This is a genomic window from Rhizobium sp. M1 (genome assembly GCF_002531805.1).
Lineage (GTDB): Bacteria > Pseudomonadota > Alphaproteobacteria > Rhizobiales > Rhizobiaceae > Rhizobium > Rhizobium etli_C.
Map to the genome: position 1 here is coordinate 35,337 of NZ_NWSW01000039.1, position 15,029 is coordinate 50,365.

Annotated in this window: 14 protein-coding genes; 3 read left to right on the top strand and 11 right to left on the bottom strand. The window is 55.8% G+C overall.

What is annotated here, in order from left to right; genetic code table 11:
• Positions 1–5: 5 nt before the first annotated feature.
• From CO655_RS28390 to CO655_RS28400, 3 genes are read right to left on the bottom strand one after another with little or no spacing between them, the layout of a single operon-like run.
• Positions 6–947, bottom strand: coding sequence for an ABC transporter permease (locus tag CO655_RS28390; RefSeq protein ID WP_004671512.1), 942 nt, complete (start codon positions 945–947; stop codon positions 6–8).
• A gap of 12 nt (positions 948–959) precedes the next feature.
• Positions 960–2,489 carry a sugar ABC transporter ATP-binding protein gene (locus tag CO655_RS28395; protein ID WP_176539319.1) on the bottom strand — a complete coding sequence of 510 codons (1,530 nt, stop codon included), beginning with the start codon at positions 2,487–2,489 and terminating at the stop codon, positions 960–962.
• Between the two features lie 55 nt (positions 2,490–2,544).
• Positions 2,545–3,633, bottom strand: a complete 1,089-nt coding sequence (locus CO655_RS28400; RefSeq protein WP_097667542.1) for a substrate-binding domain-containing protein — start codon at positions 3,631–3,633, stop codon at positions 2,545–2,547.
• A 255-nt stretch (positions 3,634–3,888) separates the two neighbouring features.
• Between CO655_RS28400 and CO655_RS28405 the strand changes: the two genes are divergently transcribed.
• Both CO655_RS28405 and CO655_RS28410 read left to right on the top strand, forming a co-directional pair.
• Positions 3,889–4,518 carry a 2,3-bisphosphoglycerate-dependent phosphoglycerate mutase gene (locus tag CO655_RS28405; protein WP_085739622.1) on the top strand — a complete coding sequence of 210 codons (630 nt, stop codon included), beginning with the start codon at positions 3,889–3,891 and terminating at the stop codon, positions 4,516–4,518.
• Between the two features lie 364 nt (positions 4,519–4,882).
• A complete protein-coding gene (locus tag CO655_RS28410; RefSeq protein WP_097667543.1) occupies positions 4,883–5,989 on the top strand; it encodes an NAD(P)-dependent alcohol dehydrogenase in 1,107 nt (368 codons plus the stop codon).
• 236 nt (positions 5,990–6,225) lie between these two features.
• Here CO655_RS28410 and CO655_RS28415 read toward each other — a convergent pair whose 3' ends face one another.
• The 8 genes from CO655_RS28415 to CO655_RS28450 form a co-directional block, all read right to left on the bottom strand.
• Positions 6,226–7,506 (bottom strand): bifunctional 3,4-dihydroxy-2-butanone-4-phosphate synthase/GTP cyclohydrolase II, encoded by a 1,281-nt coding sequence (locus tag CO655_RS28415; RefSeq protein WP_176539320.1) that lies wholly within the window; start codon positions 7,504–7,506, stop codon positions 6,226–6,228.
• A gap of 16 nt (positions 7,507–7,522) precedes the next feature.
• Positions 7,523–8,041, bottom strand: a complete 519-nt coding sequence (locus CO655_RS28420) for an NAD(P)H-dependent oxidoreductase (RefSeq protein ID WP_085739693.1) — start codon at positions 8,039–8,041, stop codon at positions 7,523–7,525.
• Positions 8,042–8,401: 360 nt separating this feature from the next.
• A complete protein-coding gene (locus CO655_RS28425) occupies positions 8,402–8,800 on the bottom strand; it encodes a GFA family protein (protein WP_008534386.1) in 399 nt (132 codons plus the stop codon).
• An 11-nt stretch (positions 8,801–8,811) separates the two neighbouring features.
• On the bottom strand, positions 8,812–10,029 hold the full coding sequence (locus CO655_RS28430) for an LL-diaminopimelate aminotransferase (protein WP_097667548.1): 1,218 nt from the start codon (positions 10,027–10,029) through the stop codon (positions 8,812–8,814).
• Between the two features lie 77 nt (positions 10,030–10,106).
• Positions 10,107–11,276 carry an ABC transporter substrate-binding protein gene (locus tag CO655_RS28435; protein WP_097667545.1) on the bottom strand — a complete coding sequence of 390 codons (1,170 nt, stop codon included), beginning with the start codon at positions 11,274–11,276 and terminating at the stop codon, positions 10,107–10,109.
• 123 nt (positions 11,277–11,399) lie between these two features.
• Positions 11,400–12,521 (bottom strand): LLM class flavin-dependent oxidoreductase, encoded by a 1,122-nt coding sequence (locus CO655_RS28440; RefSeq protein WP_011053356.1) that lies wholly within the window; start codon positions 12,519–12,521, stop codon positions 11,400–11,402.
• A 60-nt stretch (positions 12,522–12,581) separates the two neighbouring features.
• Entirely contained in the window at positions 12,582–12,989 is a 408-nt protein-coding gene (locus CO655_RS28445) for a carboxymuconolactone decarboxylase family protein (RefSeq protein WP_008534380.1), read from the bottom strand.
• 72 nt (positions 12,990–13,061) lie between these two features.
• A complete protein-coding gene (locus tag CO655_RS28450; RefSeq protein WP_008534378.1) occupies positions 13,062–13,571 on the bottom strand; it encodes a flavin reductase family protein in 510 nt (169 codons plus the stop codon).
• Positions 13,572–13,705: 134 nt separating this feature from the next.
• Between CO655_RS28450 and CO655_RS28455 the strand changes: the two genes are divergently transcribed.
• Entirely contained in the window at positions 13,706–14,473 is a 768-nt protein-coding gene (locus CO655_RS28455; RefSeq protein WP_064842546.1) for an SDR family oxidoreductase, read from the top strand.
• The last annotated feature ends 556 nt before the right edge of the window (positions 14,474–15,029 follow it).

Here is a 15,029-nt window from a genome sequence, read left to right on the forward strand (position 1 = left end):
CTCTTTCAAAGTCCGATTGTTTTGCGTCGCTGCGAAACGACGAGTACGAGAAGCAACACACCCTTGACGACCGACTGAAGAAATGCAGAGACGTTGGCCAGATTCATCACATTATTCACTGTCCCGAGGATCGCCGCGCCAACGACGGTTCCCACAATGCTTCCGATGCCCCCGGCGAGGTGGACCCCACCCAATGCTGCAGCCGTTACAGACTCAATCCCGAATGAAGCGCCGCCCTTAGGATCACCCGATGCAAGGCGGCCTGCAAGAAACATCCCCGCAGCGCATGCGAATAGAGCGGAAAGAACATACGCTTTGATGATGGTGCGCTCGACGGGAACACCGTTCATCCGTGCGTTGAAGTCATTGCCGCCGGAAGCGAAGAGGTAGAGGCCGAAGGGACGACGATAGAGAATCCAGGATGCGAAGAGCGATGCCGTGATCAACCAAAACAACGAGTTAGGTACGGGGCCGATGGATCCGGCTACCGAGCCGGAAAGCCACTCCGGAACGCGCCCACCTGGGATTGGCAAAATGATCAACGCGATACCTTGGCCGATGCCCATTGTTGTCAGCGTCATGATGATTGGATGTACATTGAGGCGCGCGACACCGTAACCGTTCGCTACTCCGAACCCCATCGCCACCGCGATGCAGATAAGCACGCGGGTTATCTCAGGAAGATCAAGCGTCATGATCGTCGTCGTTAGACTGATGACGGACCCAACCGACACGTCGAGGCCGCCAGTGAGAATGACGAACGTCTGACCGAGAGCCGAGATGACGAGCACCGTCGATTGCGCCAGGAGATTAGACAAATTCTCCGGATCCATGAAGTCCGGCAATAATATTACCGAGGCGACAACCATCACCAGGAGCGTTCCAATGGAAAGCCCTATCGCTCCCGCGCGATAAGGGAGCTTCAGGCGACTGGCAAATGAATTCATAAGTTATCCTCCTCAATGCACCGCAGCACGGGGATCCGGTGACGCACTCGCCCCCAGCGCAGTCTCGAGGATTCTTTCCTCGGTCGCCCCCTCTGCGGACATCTGCCCGACGATCTTCCTGTCATGAACGACCAAAATGCTGTCGCAGAGCCCTATAAGCTCAGCGTGCTCGCGCGACGAAACCACGACCGCACCGCCACGATCACTGAAGTCCCGCAGCAATCTGTAAATCTCTGCCTTTGCACCGACGTCGACGCCGCGCGTGGGCTCCTCAATAACGAGGATGTCCACTCCGGAGAGCAGCCAGCGGCCCAGCAGCACCTTCTGCTGATTCCCGCCCGAGAGTTTACCTACGGGCGCATTGGGATCGGCGGCCGCAACTCGTAACGACTTGATCACCTCGCGGACCCTCGACACCGATCGCCACGCAACGCTTGCCATATTCCGATTGAGCTGTTTTCCCAGCGCGATGTTGTCGTAGATAGGCAGGCGCAGGAACAGCCCTTCCTGCTTCCTGTCCTCAGGGATAAAACCGATTCCTGATGCGACCGCGCGAGCGAACCCTGACCCTACATTCACCACGTGCATGCTGTTGTCGGGGCCGGCACGCCACACGGCGATGGCCTTTGGCGATTCAACGCCCACAACGGCACGCATTATCTCTCGCTGGCCCTGTCCTTCGAGCCCTGCCAGCCCGATGATTTCACCTTTTCTGACAACGAAAGTGACTGTCGAGCTGCTGTCGTCGAGGCGCAAGTCCGAAACCTCCAGCATTGCCGCTCCGGTGGCCTGCGAGCGCGGCGGAAAGAAGTTCTGAAGTTCGCGACCAACCATTGTCGCTACCAGCGTTTGCAAGTTGAAGTCCTGCGCTCTTGCAGTCCTTACCCAAGCGCCATCTTTCATGACGGTGATGGTGTCGCATAGTTCGAAGACTTCATTCATGCGATGAGAGATGTAGACGACAGCCTTATGTTGAGCCTTAAGGTCGCGGATAACCTTGAAAAGATGCGCGACATCGGTCGAGTTCAACGCCGCCGTTGGCTCGTCGAAGATGAATACGTCCGCGTTCGACGTAAGTCCCTTCGCGATCTCTACTGCCTGCTGCTGCGCGACAGTCAGTGTCTCGACGATCGCGGTTGCGTCGAGCTGCGGAAATACGTCAGCCAGCAAAGCGCGAGCGCGTTTCACTACCTCGACGCTATCGATCGAACCGTCAATGCGACGAGGTTCGTGGCCCAGGAACATGTTCTCAGCAACGGTGAGATTAGGGATCAGGGTAAACTCCTGAAACACCGTCGACACTCCCGCCAACCGTGCCTCCTTAGGGGAACGGAAATTGACTTCCTCCCCGCGGAGCCGAACACTTCCTGCGCCCGGCTGATATACCCCCGCCAGAATACGCATCAGGGTGGACTTCCCCGCGCCGTTTTCCCCCATCAGAGCGTGCACGGAGCCACGTTCCAGGGAAAAGCGAACGTCCGAAAGGACTTTCGTGAAACCAAACGATTTGTTGATGCCGACCATCTCGACAAGCGTGCTCATGGGAATTTCCATCTTCGACAGGGATACGGGCACGAGTGATCGTGCCCGTAGTTCATCAAGCCTTGAAATAATCAAGGAGCTTTTCGTTCGGCATTTCGGTCGGCGCCCAGTACGCATCAGTGAGATCTGCGCGATAGAACTGGGAGAGCGTCTCGTCGGTGATCGGCTTGGGGCGGTTCGTCCAGTTACGCTGAATCGGCTTCCCATCCAGCAAGGCGAAGGCGGCCCGTAGCGCGGCAGTAGACAGAGCGGGTGGGCAAATCGGACCGATCGAGGAAAGTTTTTCGTCATTCCAACGACGCATCCAGCCGTTAAGTGCTTCGCCCGTGATTGGCGGGATCGTTGAGGCGCCAGCCTCCTGCAAGGCATCCAAAACGCCAAGAGACATGTTGGCTCCATCGGTCCAGATGCCCGCGACATGGGGGTCGGAGAGATACAAGCTTTCGGCGATCTTCTTTGAGTCCTCATAAGACCAGCTTCCGTGCTGGGTCGACGTGATCTGAAGTCCAGACTTGCTGAAGACTTCCATGGCGCCTGCATAACGATCTGCATCGATGGGATGCCCGGCGACGCCACGCAGAACCCATACCTTGCCCTTGTTGCCAAGCTTGTCGACGAGGAACTGAGCCATCACGCGCCCGAAATAGAAGTCGTCGCCCTGGACCTGAACCGTAAACTCCTCGGTGTCGACGCGTCCGAGATAGACTACGGTTGGAATGCCAGCAGCCTTTGCCTTCTTGATGCCCTCGACGGCGGAACCGGTGGTTAGCGGTGCGATGATGATCGCATCGACCTTCTGGGCGATCAGATCCTCGATATCGGCAACTTGTTTGGAGGCATTGAGATCAGCGCTCCGGAACTGGTAATCAGCGATCCGATCCTTGTTCTTTTTTATTTCATATTCGGCTTCAAACGCCGTCTGGTAGGTATGCGTTGAACCAGCGAGGCCGTAGTGGCTGTGTCCGATCTTCCACGGGCCTGACTTCTTGAACTTACCCGCGTCGACAATTGGGTTGGCGCCTTCGGAGGGCCAAGTGTCAGGTAGGAGACTGATCGCGTCGTCGGCGCGAAGAATCCCCGGCATTCCGAACGTGCCGGCTACAGCAATTGCCCCGCTCGCTTGTAGAAATGTACGTCTCTTCATGAAAATTCCTCCTCCGGCCGCTCTGGGCGGCATTGTCTGTTAAGGCGAGAGCCTTGCCTTCCCAAGCCGTGCCGGACTCTCCTCAATACGGCGGAGTGCATTGGTATGAGCTATCAGACAATCTGTCAATAAATATAAACTTCGACGTTTGTTTTTTTGACATCGTTCTGTTTTCACTTGCACATAGTCGCACTTGACTGATTGTCCGATAGTGCGACAATATTCGTGTTCGCTAAATCGATGGGAGGGTTATGAATGTCCACTCTGGTGATTGTCCGGCATGGCCAAAGCGAAGGGAACGCGCGCGGGGAGTTCACGGGTACGAGCGACGTTCCGCTCACACAGGAGGGCTGGTCTGAGAGCAGGCGAGCCGGCTCACTGCTCGCGAACCTCGGCATCTCGTTCGATATTGCGTTTAGCTCTGCCCTCTTGCGCACAGTCGACACTTGCAGAGCGATTTTGAACGAAACCAACGGCGATCTGCTGGAGCCAATCAGGAGAACCGAGTTGAACGAACGCGACTACGGACAGCTCACCGGCATCAACAAGAACGTGGCACGTGAGCGGTGGGGCCAGGATGTTGTCCAGGTTTGGCGCCGCTCGTACAGCACTCCACCACCTGGGGGAGAAAGCATACGGGACATAAGCGCGAGGGTTCTGCCCTTTTTGATAAGCGAAGTGTTCCCCGCCTTGCTGAGAGGGAAATCGGTTCTTGTGGTGGCCCACGGGAATACGATCAGGTCACTAAAGCAGGGCATCGAACGCCTCACGATCCAGGATACGCTCGCTATTGAGTCACCGACCGCCGCGCCAACTGTATACCGGATTGCGTCGGACCTCTCGATCATCGAGAAGACTAACGTCCTGGTTGGTACTGTCTGTTAAGCCTGGCTGGCAGTAGCATCGTTTGTAGTCGGTTGAACTTGGCAATAGCGGTGTCTCGAAGCTGTCGATAGCCTTCAGAACCGGCTCGACGTCGGCAAGCGACGCCATCCGGCTCGCCTCACACGTTGCTACTAAATTTTCGTCTGCCGATCTTTCAGCCCAAAGCGGGACAAGACGCATGCTCCCTTTCGAACATGCATCGGAACCCTTTGATCACTTCAAATCGGCGTTCACTCGTGACTTTGCAAAAATGCAGCCCTGCTCCGGTTGAACTGATCTAATTTATTAGAGTAATTATTGACTGATTGTCTGATGATGAGTACGTTCGCGCGAATTGCGTTGTGAGCCTTGGAGGAACAGTTACATGAAGCAGGCATATGCGGCGGTTTCGCGCGAAAAGGCGAAGCCCTTGATCTTGGAATGCATAGGGATTGAGGAACCTCGTGCAGACGAGATTTTGGTCCGCATCGTCGCATCGGGGGTATGTCATACCGACCTGGTGGTCAGGGACCAGGGATATGACGTACCTCAACCTGTTGTGTTGGGACACGAAGGCTCTGGCGTCGTCGAGGCCGTCGGGAGCGCAGTTAAAGATCTTGTGCCCGGTGATCACGTTGCTTTGAGCTACGCCTATTGCGGCAAGTGCGAAAAGTGCCTTTCCGGTACACCTTTCTACTGCGAGGACTTCTTCGGTCGCAATTTCCGCGGCACTCGTCCGGATGGCACCTGCCCGATCCATGATTCTCACGGGAAACAGATTAGTGGCTGCTTCTTCGAGCAGTCGTCATTTGCAACCTACGCCATCGCCAGCGAACGAAACGCCGTGAAGGTTGCAAAGGATGTTCCACTCGAGTTGATCGGACCGCTCGGGTGCGGGCTTCAGACCGGTGCTGGCGCGGTACTGAATTGCCTCAAGCCGAAGCCCGGCTCGTCAATAGCAGTGTTCGGTGCTGGTGCGGTTGGCATGGCGGCTACGATGGCCGCGAAAATCGCCGGATGCGCGACCATCATCGTGATCGACTTGAACGATGAACGGCTGGAACTTTCGCGCGAACTCGGCGCGACGCACGCGATAAATGCCCGCAAATTGGACAGCGTTGCCGCGATCAGGAAGATCGTCCCCGCAGGCGTTGATTTCAGCTTGGAATGCACGAGTTCGCCGCGAGTTTTCCGTCAGGCAGTCGACTGCCTTGGTACGCCGGGAACATGCGGTCTCGTTGGCTCGTCCGCGCTCGGCACTGAAGGCACGATCGATATCGGGAACTTCCTTTTCGGCCGCACATTGATCGGCGTTGTCGAAGGACAAAGCATTCCGTCCGAGTTCGTCCCGCAGTTGATCGAGTATTGGCAGCAGGGACTTTTCCCGTTCGACAAACTGGTTCAGTTCTATGACCTCGACCAGATCAACGAGGCGATGGCTGATTCCGAGAGCGGCAAAGTCATTAAGCCGATCCTTCGCATGAAGCATTAGTTTTGCGAGACTTTTCGAAAGACAAGACGGACCGCGATTAAATGCGATCCGTCGGAACAGCCGTGCTCAAGACGAGATATGGTCGAACGCTGCTTTCGATGCAATCGCGGGCCACATCACTCCGATACGCCTGCACAAATGATGTGCTGGCAGGGCCCACGCAAAAGCTCTAGGACTCTGCCGGTCAAAGGCGGCCCCCTACGATCACCGGCAGGTAAGTGGCGAGGGCGGCTCCGTTACCCAAGGGGTCCAGAGAACACCTGCGCGCCAAACACTGAAAAGACGTCGTTCCGGCCGACGTGTTCAGCTGACGTGTCCTGGTCCAACAGGTGGCCAAACCGATCGCGCTTTGTCTTAAGATAAGTGATGTTGGACGCGCTAGATGCGGCGATCAGACTCTGGCGAGACGACACGATGACGCCTGACGTTCGCAGCGCCTCTATTTTTGTAGGATTGTTGGTCAGAAGCCGAACGCTGCCGATACCGAGGTCGCGGATGATATCCGCCGCTGCGTTATATTCGCGGGAATCAGATGCGAAGCCGAGTTCCCGATTTGCCTCAAGAGTATCACGACCATGATCCTGCAGGCTGTAAGCCGCAATTTTGTTTCCTAAGCCGATGCCACGCCCCTCTTGCCCACGCATGTAGATCACGCAACCAGCGCCCGCTAACTGGACCGCCCGAAGAGCCATTTCGAGCTGTTGACCGCAGTCGCATCGCATGGACCGGAACGCCTCACCTGTCAGACATTCAGAATGCACCCGTACCAGAACGTCTTCCTTCTCGCACAACTCGCCAAGTGTCAAAGCTAAGTGTTCCGTTCCCGTCAAACTATCGCGATAAGCAATTGCCTTGAAATCCCCAAACCGCGTTGGCATAAAGGACTGCGCGTAACGCTTTACCCTCGTATCACGACTCCTGCAGTATTCAATCAAAGCGTCGATCGTTACTATGTGCAGGCCATGTTCGATTGCGAACTTCTCGAGATCTGGCAGTCGAGACATGGTTCCGTCGTCATTGGCGATCTCGCAGATTACGCCAGCCGGCGCCAGGCCGGCCAGTCGTGCAAGATCCACGGCAGCTTCGGTGTGGCCAGGACGGCCCAGGACACCGAGACGATTTGCACGCAAAGGAAAAATGTGACCCGGTCGCGATAGGTCTTCCGGCCGCGTCTGCGGATTGATGAGCGACTTGACGGTTGCTGCTCGATCTTCGGCTGAAATCCCTGTCGTTGTGCCGTGTTTGCAATCGACGGAAACGGTAAATGCCGTCTGCAGTAAGTCCGAATTACGTGTGACCATCAAGGGGATCTCGAGTTTGTCGAGACGTTCGGCTGGAAGTGGCACGCAGATAAGGCCTCTCGCATATTTCATCATGAAAGCGATGTGCTCAGCTGTTATTTTTTCGGCAGCAACGACTAGGTCGCCTTCATTCTCCCGGTTTTCGTCGTCGACCACGATAACCATCTCGCCCGCTTCGATCGCCTCGATCGCCTCATCTATGCTCGAAAAAGACATGGAATCCTCCTCCTTATTATGGGCTGACGGCGCGACGCGCGGCATCGAGCTCTCTGTCGACAAGCGCGCGCAGGTTCTCAGAAAGAGCACCGTTCTGAAAATCTTCATCGAGAGCGAAAATGAAACGGCTATGTATTTGCGCTTCGAAAAAGTCGAATAAGGCTTCCATCGAGGCTTCGACGAGCGGCTTGTGACTCGATGCTTTACCGGTTGCAAAAGGGATCACATAGCGGCCCTTAAGCGCTTTCATGTCGACAAGGTCGAATAAATGCTTCAGCAACCCAGTGTAAGATGCTTTGTAAACCGGACTACCAACAACTAGCACGTCACTAGCCAAAATATCGTTGAGTGCCGCTTTAACAATCTCAGCGGCGCTGGAGGGCAACACTGTTGCCCCAAGGTGCGGATGAAGGTCGACAAGGTCCCAGCAGCTTGCTTCGTTGCCGGACGCGCGCACCCGATCCACCATGAAGTCTGCTACGGCCCGGGTTTTCGAGGGGCGCGATAAATTCCCCGTTATTACAACAACTTTCATGTCGCAGGACTCCCAACATTCTCGCATAAGACAATCTTACAATTTTCACTCACATCGCAATGGAGGTCGTTGAGGACCCGTGGGCGCAAAAATAGTCCTGCGGTGTCCTGAGCCTTCACAACCCGTAATTTCCGAACCTCGAAGGCTGGATTGCTTCGCAGAAGTCTTCTGTCTCGTACGACTTTATTCTCTCAATGGGTGGGCTCGCCGTGCAAGCGAACCTATTGTCTGCAATCCCTGCCGCTTTTACCGACCCAGCACGTTTGCGTTAGAACCTCCTGGACACGGAATGAGGCGTTGCCGCTTGATATACGGTCGCCGTGGCTCCACCTCAGTTACGACAGGTAGTATCCCGGTCACTTACGGGAACTCTGGTGAGCTTGCCTTCGATGGATCATGGGCGAGCCAAGGTTTCGCATGCGATACCCATACGTTTGACATCGGCACACTTCCAGGATCGGTATCGAACGTGCCGGCTCTAACGACTTTGAGCTCCGGGCTGGCCGGCCGCTCCGCATAAACGTGCGAGCCACATACCGAACAAAACCACCGCAGCTTTCCAGGCGTCGATTCGAAGCTATGAAGCGTATCTTGGCCTGTAAGGATCTTGAAGTGCTCGCTTTTCACCTTCGCAGCGGTATTGTGATCAGCGGCGTGTGACTTCCGGCATGTTTGACAGAAGCAATTCCACATGGGTCCATCAATTTCCTGAACCTGGTACGTAACGGCTTTGCATTGGCATGATCCGAAGATTGGCATCGGGTATCCTTTCACTGATTCATTACGTTGATTTCAAATTTCTCGTCGCCGCTAAGCCAGCGTTTGATGTTGCGCGCAGCCTGGCGGATGCGGTGTTCATTCTCGACGAGCGCCAGACGGACATAGTCGTCGCCCTGTTCGCCGAAGCCGATGCCCGGGGCGACGGCGACGTCGGCCTTCTCGACCAGCAGCTTGGAGAATTCAAGCGAACCGAGGTGACGGAACTTTTCCGGGATCTTCGCCCAGGCGAACATGGTGGCAGCCGGCGGCGGCACATCGAAGCCGGCCTTGCCGAAGCTTTCGACCATGACGTCGCGGCGGCGTTTATAGACGTTACGTTCCTCAGCAATGTCGGAGCCGTCGCCGTTCAGCGCATGCGTCGCCGCCACCTGGATCGGCGTGAAAGCACCGTAATCGAGGTAGGACTTGACGCGGGTGAGCGCCGCGATCAGCCGCTCGTTGCCGACGGCAAAGCCCATGCGCCAGCCGGGCATGGAGAAGGTCTTCGACATCGAGGTGAACTCGACCGTCACGTCGATTGCGCCGGGCACTTCGAGAACCGACGGCGGCGGGGCGCCGTCGAAATAGATTTCCGAATAGGCAAGGTCGGAAAGCACGATGATGTCGTGCTTCTTGGCGAAGGCAATGACGTCCTTGTAGAAATCGAGCGTCGCTACAAGGGCCGTCGGGTTCGAGGGGTAATTGAGGATCAGCGCCAGGGGCTTCGGGATCGAATGCCGGACCGCCCGCTCAAGCGGCGGGAAAAAGCTTTCGTCCGGCTCCACCGACATCGAGCGGATCACGCCGCCCGCCATCAGGAAACCGAAGGCGTGGATCGGATAGGTCGGGTTCGGGCAGAGGATGACGTCGCCGGGCGCGGTGATTGCCTGCGCCATGTTGGCAAAGCCTTCCTTGGAGCCCAAGGTGGCGACCACCTGGGTATCCGGGTTGAGCTTGACGCCGAAACGGCGGGCATAATAGGCGGCCTGGGCGCGGCGCAGCCCCGGAATGCCCTTGGAGGAGGAATAACGGTGGGTGCGCGGATCCTGGACGACCTCGCACAGCTTGTCGACGATCGACTGGGGAGTGGGAAGGTCGGGGTTTCCCATGCCGAGATCGATGATATCGGCGCCGCCCGCTCGCGCGCTTGCTTTCAAACGGTTGACCTGTTCGAAAACATAAGGCGGCAAACGTTGAATTCTATGAAAGTCCAGCACACTATTTCCAATCAAATCGCAGATACCTCCCGCGCCGATTATAGAAACCGACGCGGGAGGCTGGGAGGTCTCCTTCCGGAGAACATTCATTACTTCTTCGGCCGCCAAGCTAACGGATCTTCAGGACGTTCGAAGTAGTTTGCAGCGACGTCTGCAGGCCACCAGCCGTTGTTCTTCGGCTCGATCCAATCCGTAGAATTGGGATCGCAATCTTCCTTCAGCACTTCCTTCACGTCATCAATGGTGTAAGGAAGCGCAGGACGAAGAATCGACTGGATCTTTGGTCCCTGGCCTTCGAGCGTTCGCATCATGACGTCCCACACAAGGCGGGCATCAGACCGCGGCGGCCAGAAATGGAAGCTCTTGCTTATGAAATCAGGGTTCTTACGCCAGTAGCAGGCTGCGGAAGCCTCACCCCCGAGCACGATAGGCATCATGTCGCGGCCGGATTGCTGTACTGCGTTCACGACACCGTTTTCTGAAGCGGACTGAACGAGAATGCCATTAACCTCAGCAAGATTGGTGGCAAGAAACTTCTGAACCTCAACCTGGGCGACCTGGTCGGTCCATTTGCCAGCTATCGTGCCTACAATTTTGATACCGGGGAATTTATCGAACGCGTTCTTCGCGCCGATGTCGAAGCTGTCCGATGATGCGAAACCGGGGATGCCCGATACCATCAGGACGTTGCCTTTTTCACCGATTTCCTTGGCAAGCCATTCAGCAGCCTTGTAGCCACCGTCGGTGTTATTCTCTGTGGCATTGATTGCGTAGGGTGATGTGACATAGCCCGAGACTGAGAAGACTGGCACGCCTTTCGAATGAGCATACTCTATGGTCTTGTTAAGTGCGGTAATGTTCGAGCAGCAAATGACGATCGCATCAACACCGTCGTCAACCATCTGCCGCATCTGCTGGATTTGGACAGCGTCTTTGAGGTCAGACTGCGTGACGATAAGATCAGAGACTAGGCCTGCTTCCTTATATTTCGGAAGCAATACGTTGGTGAATTCGTCCAGGATGTTCGCGCGCCAGGTATTACCGGCATATGTGGATGCATAACCAATTTTCCACGGCGGTGGACGTTTTGGAACAAAATCCTTGTACACCGTCCCCCCGAGCGGAATGGCGGGATCGATATTCTCGTAAAGCGCCTTTTGGTCCGGCGGCAACGAATCGAGGCCGTCAGCCTTCGCCACGCCGCTCATGTGATAAAGGCTCGACAGCGTAAAAAGCGCTGCAACGATTTTCTTCAGCATTCAGGGCCTCCTCCCCTTGTGGTTCCGCTCAACCGCCGGCCCCTTTGGCCGCCAGCCGCGAAAATCCTGCCAGAATCTGGCAGAGTTCGTGTCGGGACGGCAATCGCCGTCCCGAGGACTGGTTCAGTTGCGCAGACCGGCTTGCTTGAGCAGCGGCATGACACGGTCGTTAAAGAAGGGAAGTTCCTCGTTGTAATCGACCATTGTCAGCAAGGCGCCGTTGACGCCTGTATTGCTGAGATCCACGAGCTTGTCGGCGACTTGTTCTGGATTGCCGACGATCGGGTATCCACCCCAGCCAGCGACGAAGCGTTCCTTGAATTTTTGATACATTTCGGCAGAATGGTTTTGAGATTGCACCTGCAGAACTTCACAGATGTTCTCGCATGCCTCCCAGTCACCCTTCTGGTTGACGTAGTAGTCGTAGTATTCCTTTGCTTCCTTCTCCGTTTCGCGAACGATAACGGGGCAAGCTGTGAATGTGCCAAGATCACGGTTATATTCAGTACGCGCCAGGTCCTTCACCTTTTTGACCCAGGCAGCGCCGGATTCCATGTCTTGCATGAAGCCGAAGTTGAAGTCGCAGAACTTGGCGGTGAAATGCAGTCCCTTGCCCGAGGCGCCGGCGCAGATCAGGAGCGGGCGACCCGCCTTGTTGTAGGGCTTGGGTTCACTGAAGGCGTCTTTGACTTTGAGGAACTCGCCTTCGAAGGTAACGCCATTGCGTTTCCAGAGCGTCTCGACGATATCCATCCATTCGGTGGCGTATTCATAGCGGGTGTCGTGCTCCATCATAGGAACTCCGAACATTTCCATTTCGGGAGTGAACCAGCCGGTAACGAGATTGAGGCCGTATCGACCCTTCGAGATGTGATCGATTGTTGTCGCCATCTTGGTTGCAACAATCGGGTTTAGCGTCGGAATGTGAGTCGTTGAGAAGAACTGGAGCTTCGTGGTGACCGCCGCGAGAGCGGCCGCCCAGGTGAACGTATCCATGTTCACGCCATTGAAGTTTGAAGGACCGCCAAAACCACGCCAGCGTGCAATCGGCACCATGCATTCCCAACCGGCTGCCTCAAGCTTCTTTGCAATCTCGACGTTGTGGTCGAAGGTAGGTTCGAACGTTGTCTCAGCGAGCGTAATCGCGCATGCATTCGAGCAATTCGTGCCAAATACGCCGAGCTTGAGCTTGTTATCATTGAACATTGGGTTTCCGGCAGCGCGGAAATCGTCTTGTGCGGTCACTGTAGTCCCTCCTCGGGCTGGCAACGGATGATGCTCAGCCCACTCAAATGCGTTGAATAACTAGATGCCCATCTCGTCGAAAACTTCCGCTGCCACGCGGAAGCTGTCGATGGCCGCAGGAACACCGCAGTAAATCGAAACCTGGAGGAAAACCTCCCGAATTTCCTCTTTGGTAAGACCGTTGTTGATTGCTCCGCGAACATGCAGTTTCAGCTCATGCGGACGATTGAGGGCCGAAATCATCCCGAGATTGAGGATGCTACGCTGCTTGCGCTCCAGGCCCGGCCGATTCCAAATCGCGTCCCAGCAGTATTCCGTGACGAGGGTTTGCATCGGCCAATTGAAGTCGGTGGCTTTGCTGACCGACGCATCAACATAGGCCCCCCCCAAGACTTCGCGCCGGGTCTTTAGTCCGCGCTCAAAGCGCTCTGTGACTTCACGTCCATGAATTTCTCTTGCGGGTGCCATATTGCTCACGCTTTTCTCCTTGCCGCCCTTGGGCTTTCGATGAGTGATGTGATTGGTGGTTAAAGTCACCTACTATGCGGCCGATCCACTGATGGACGACGACCTGACGAGTTGACCGTTTTCGTAGAGAAGCGGCGCGATTGACTCGATGAACCGTGCTTCGAGCACTTCTCCGAGCACAACATCATGCGTTCCAACGTGAACGACATCTTTTAGCTTGCAGACAAACGCCGCCTGCGCATCGGACAGGACCGGCATGCCGTCGAGAGACAGCCACTCGCCGTAATGAAAGCGCTCTTCACCCTTCAATTGCCCACTGAACAGCGGCACAAGATCGGCATGTGAAAGATGCAGCATGTTCACGGCGAACTTCCCGGAGATCTTCAAAGGCTGATTCACCGAAGCCGATTGGTTGATGCAGACAAGAACAGTTGGTGGGTCCGCGGTAACCGACTGGACCGCGGTGGCGGCCATGCCATGACGGACCCCGTTGAGTTCGGTCGTGATCAAGCAGATGGTTGATGTGAACCGACGCATAGCTGCCTTAAAAGCCAACTGCGCCTCAGTGCTGGTATCGGCCATATTGTCCTCCCACGGCCAAATTCGATCGAGCTTAGATAAACAGATCAGCAGACAATCTGTCAACCGGATTTTCACAATTGACAGATTGTCTGCTAAAATGTCTTCTAAGGCACCCAAAAATGAGGAGATGGTCGATGGATCTGGATCAAAGGGTTTGTATCGTCACAGGGGGCGGCAGCGGCATTGGTCGTGCGACCGCCGAGCTTTTCGCAAAGAACGGCGCCTATGTGGTTGTTGCTGATGTCAATGAAGACGCCGCGATTCGTGTGGCGAACGAGATCGGCTCGAAGGCTTTCGGTGTTCGCGTCGACGTCTCGTCCGCCAAGGACGCGGAAAGCATGGTTGAGAAGACGACCGCAAAGTGGGGCCGAGTCGACGTGCTCGTCAATAATGCCGGGTTCGGAACGACGGGGAATGTGGTGACCATTCCTGAAGAAACTTGGGACCGGATTATGTCCGTAAACGTCAAAGGGATCTTCCTTTGCTCAAAGTACGTCATTCCTGTTATGCGACGGAACGGCGGAGGTTCGATCATCAATACGACTTCCTACACCGCAACCTCAGCAATCGCGGACAGGACTGCCTACGTAGCATCGAAAGGAGCAATATCTTCGCTGACGCGCGCGATGGCCATGGATCATGCGAAAGAGGGAATTCGTGTCAACGCGGTCGCTCCAGGGACAATCGACTCTCCTTACTTCACGAAAATCTTCGCCGAAGCGAAGGACCCCGCGAAGCTTCGCAGCGATTTCAACGCCCGTGCCGTCATGGATCGGATGGGGACAGCTGAAGAGATTGCTGAAGCAATGCTTTTTCTTGCGTCCGATCGTTCGAGGTTCGCGACCGGTAGCATTCTGACGGTCGATGGCGGCTCCTCGATCGGAAACCACCTGGTCAAGTGAAGGAAAGGGCGGCACTCGTCATGCCCTTACATTTGAGGCAGGAACACCGGGTATAAGGCTCCAGCCTCGTTGATCATTGACGTGTTCGCAACCCGTCAATGACAGCACAGAGCTGTTGGCCTAGGCGCAGCTCTTGTCGGACTTGCGGCACGCTCCAGCAAATATGATAGAGAAGGAGAAGGACTGCCGGCGACAACTGGATCTAACAGCGGAAACTGGATCAAGGACAATGCGCAATTTTTGTCGAATAACCCCACGATGTCGGTCAGATGACGTCATGCGAGTGCCGACCTTCCGGAATAGCCGCATGCTGGTCCCGAATGCCTCTATCGCAACGCTGTCGGCATAAGTTTAGTCCGGAATACAAGGTGATACGATCGTGTCCCGGGAGGTGGTGTAGGTCGCGGCTGATGGCCGTGCTTTCCCGACATGGGTCGGAGGGGATATCAGCGTGCCACAGCGGGCAGGCTGATTTGGGGATCATCTCATTTGGGCCATGGTCTCAAGTGTCAGATACCTGGCACGCTGGACGGCCCATTCGTCATTCTGTTCGAGC

Bases quoted from the DNA above. Each gene is read 5' to 3' on its own strand.
- CO655_RS28450 (WP_008534378.1), bottom strand. From the start codon at position 13,571: ATGGCCGATACCAGCACTGAGGCGCAGTTGGCTTTTAAGGCAGCTATG.
- CO655_RS28420 (WP_085739693.1), bottom strand. From the start codon at position 8,041: ATGAAAGTTGTTGTAATAACGGGGAATTTATCGCGCCCCTCGAAAACC.
- CO655_RS28435 (WP_097667545.1), bottom strand. From the start codon at position 11,276: ATGCTGAAGAAAATCGTTGCAGCGCTTTTTACGCTGTCGAGCCTTTAT.
- CO655_RS28395 (WP_176539319.1), bottom strand. From the start codon at position 2,489: ATGAGCACGCTTGTCGAGATGGTCGGCATCAACAAATCGTTTGGTTTC.
- CO655_RS28415 (WP_176539320.1), bottom strand. From the start codon at position 7,506: ATGTCTTTTTCGAGCATAGATGAGGCGATCGAGGCGATCGAAGCGGGC.
- CO655_RS28425 (WP_008534386.1), bottom strand. From the start codon at position 8,800: ATGCCAATCTTCGGATCATGCCAATGCAAAGCCGTTACGTACCAGGTT.
- CO655_RS28390 (WP_004671512.1), bottom strand. From the start codon at position 947: ATGAATTCATTTGCCAGTCGCCTGAAGCTCCCTTATCGCGCGGGAGCG.
- CO655_RS28405 (WP_085739622.1), top strand. From the start codon at position 3,889: ATGTCCACTCTGGTGATTGTCCGGCATGGCCAAAGCGAAGGGAACGCG.
- CO655_RS28455 (WP_064842546.1), top strand. From the start codon at position 13,706: ATGGATCTGGATCAAAGGGTTTGTATCGTCACAGGGGGCGGCAGCGGC.
- CO655_RS28445 (WP_008534380.1), bottom strand. From the start codon at position 12,989: ATGGCACCCGCAAGAGAAATTCATGGACGTGAAGTCACAGAGCGCTTT.
- CO655_RS28400 (WP_097667542.1), bottom strand. From the start codon at position 3,633: ATGAAGAGACGTACATTTCTACAAGCGAGCGGGGCAATTGCTGTAGCC.
- CO655_RS28410 (WP_097667543.1), top strand. From the start codon at position 4,883: ATGAAGCAGGCATATGCGGCGGTTTCGCGCGAAAAGGCGAAGCCCTTG.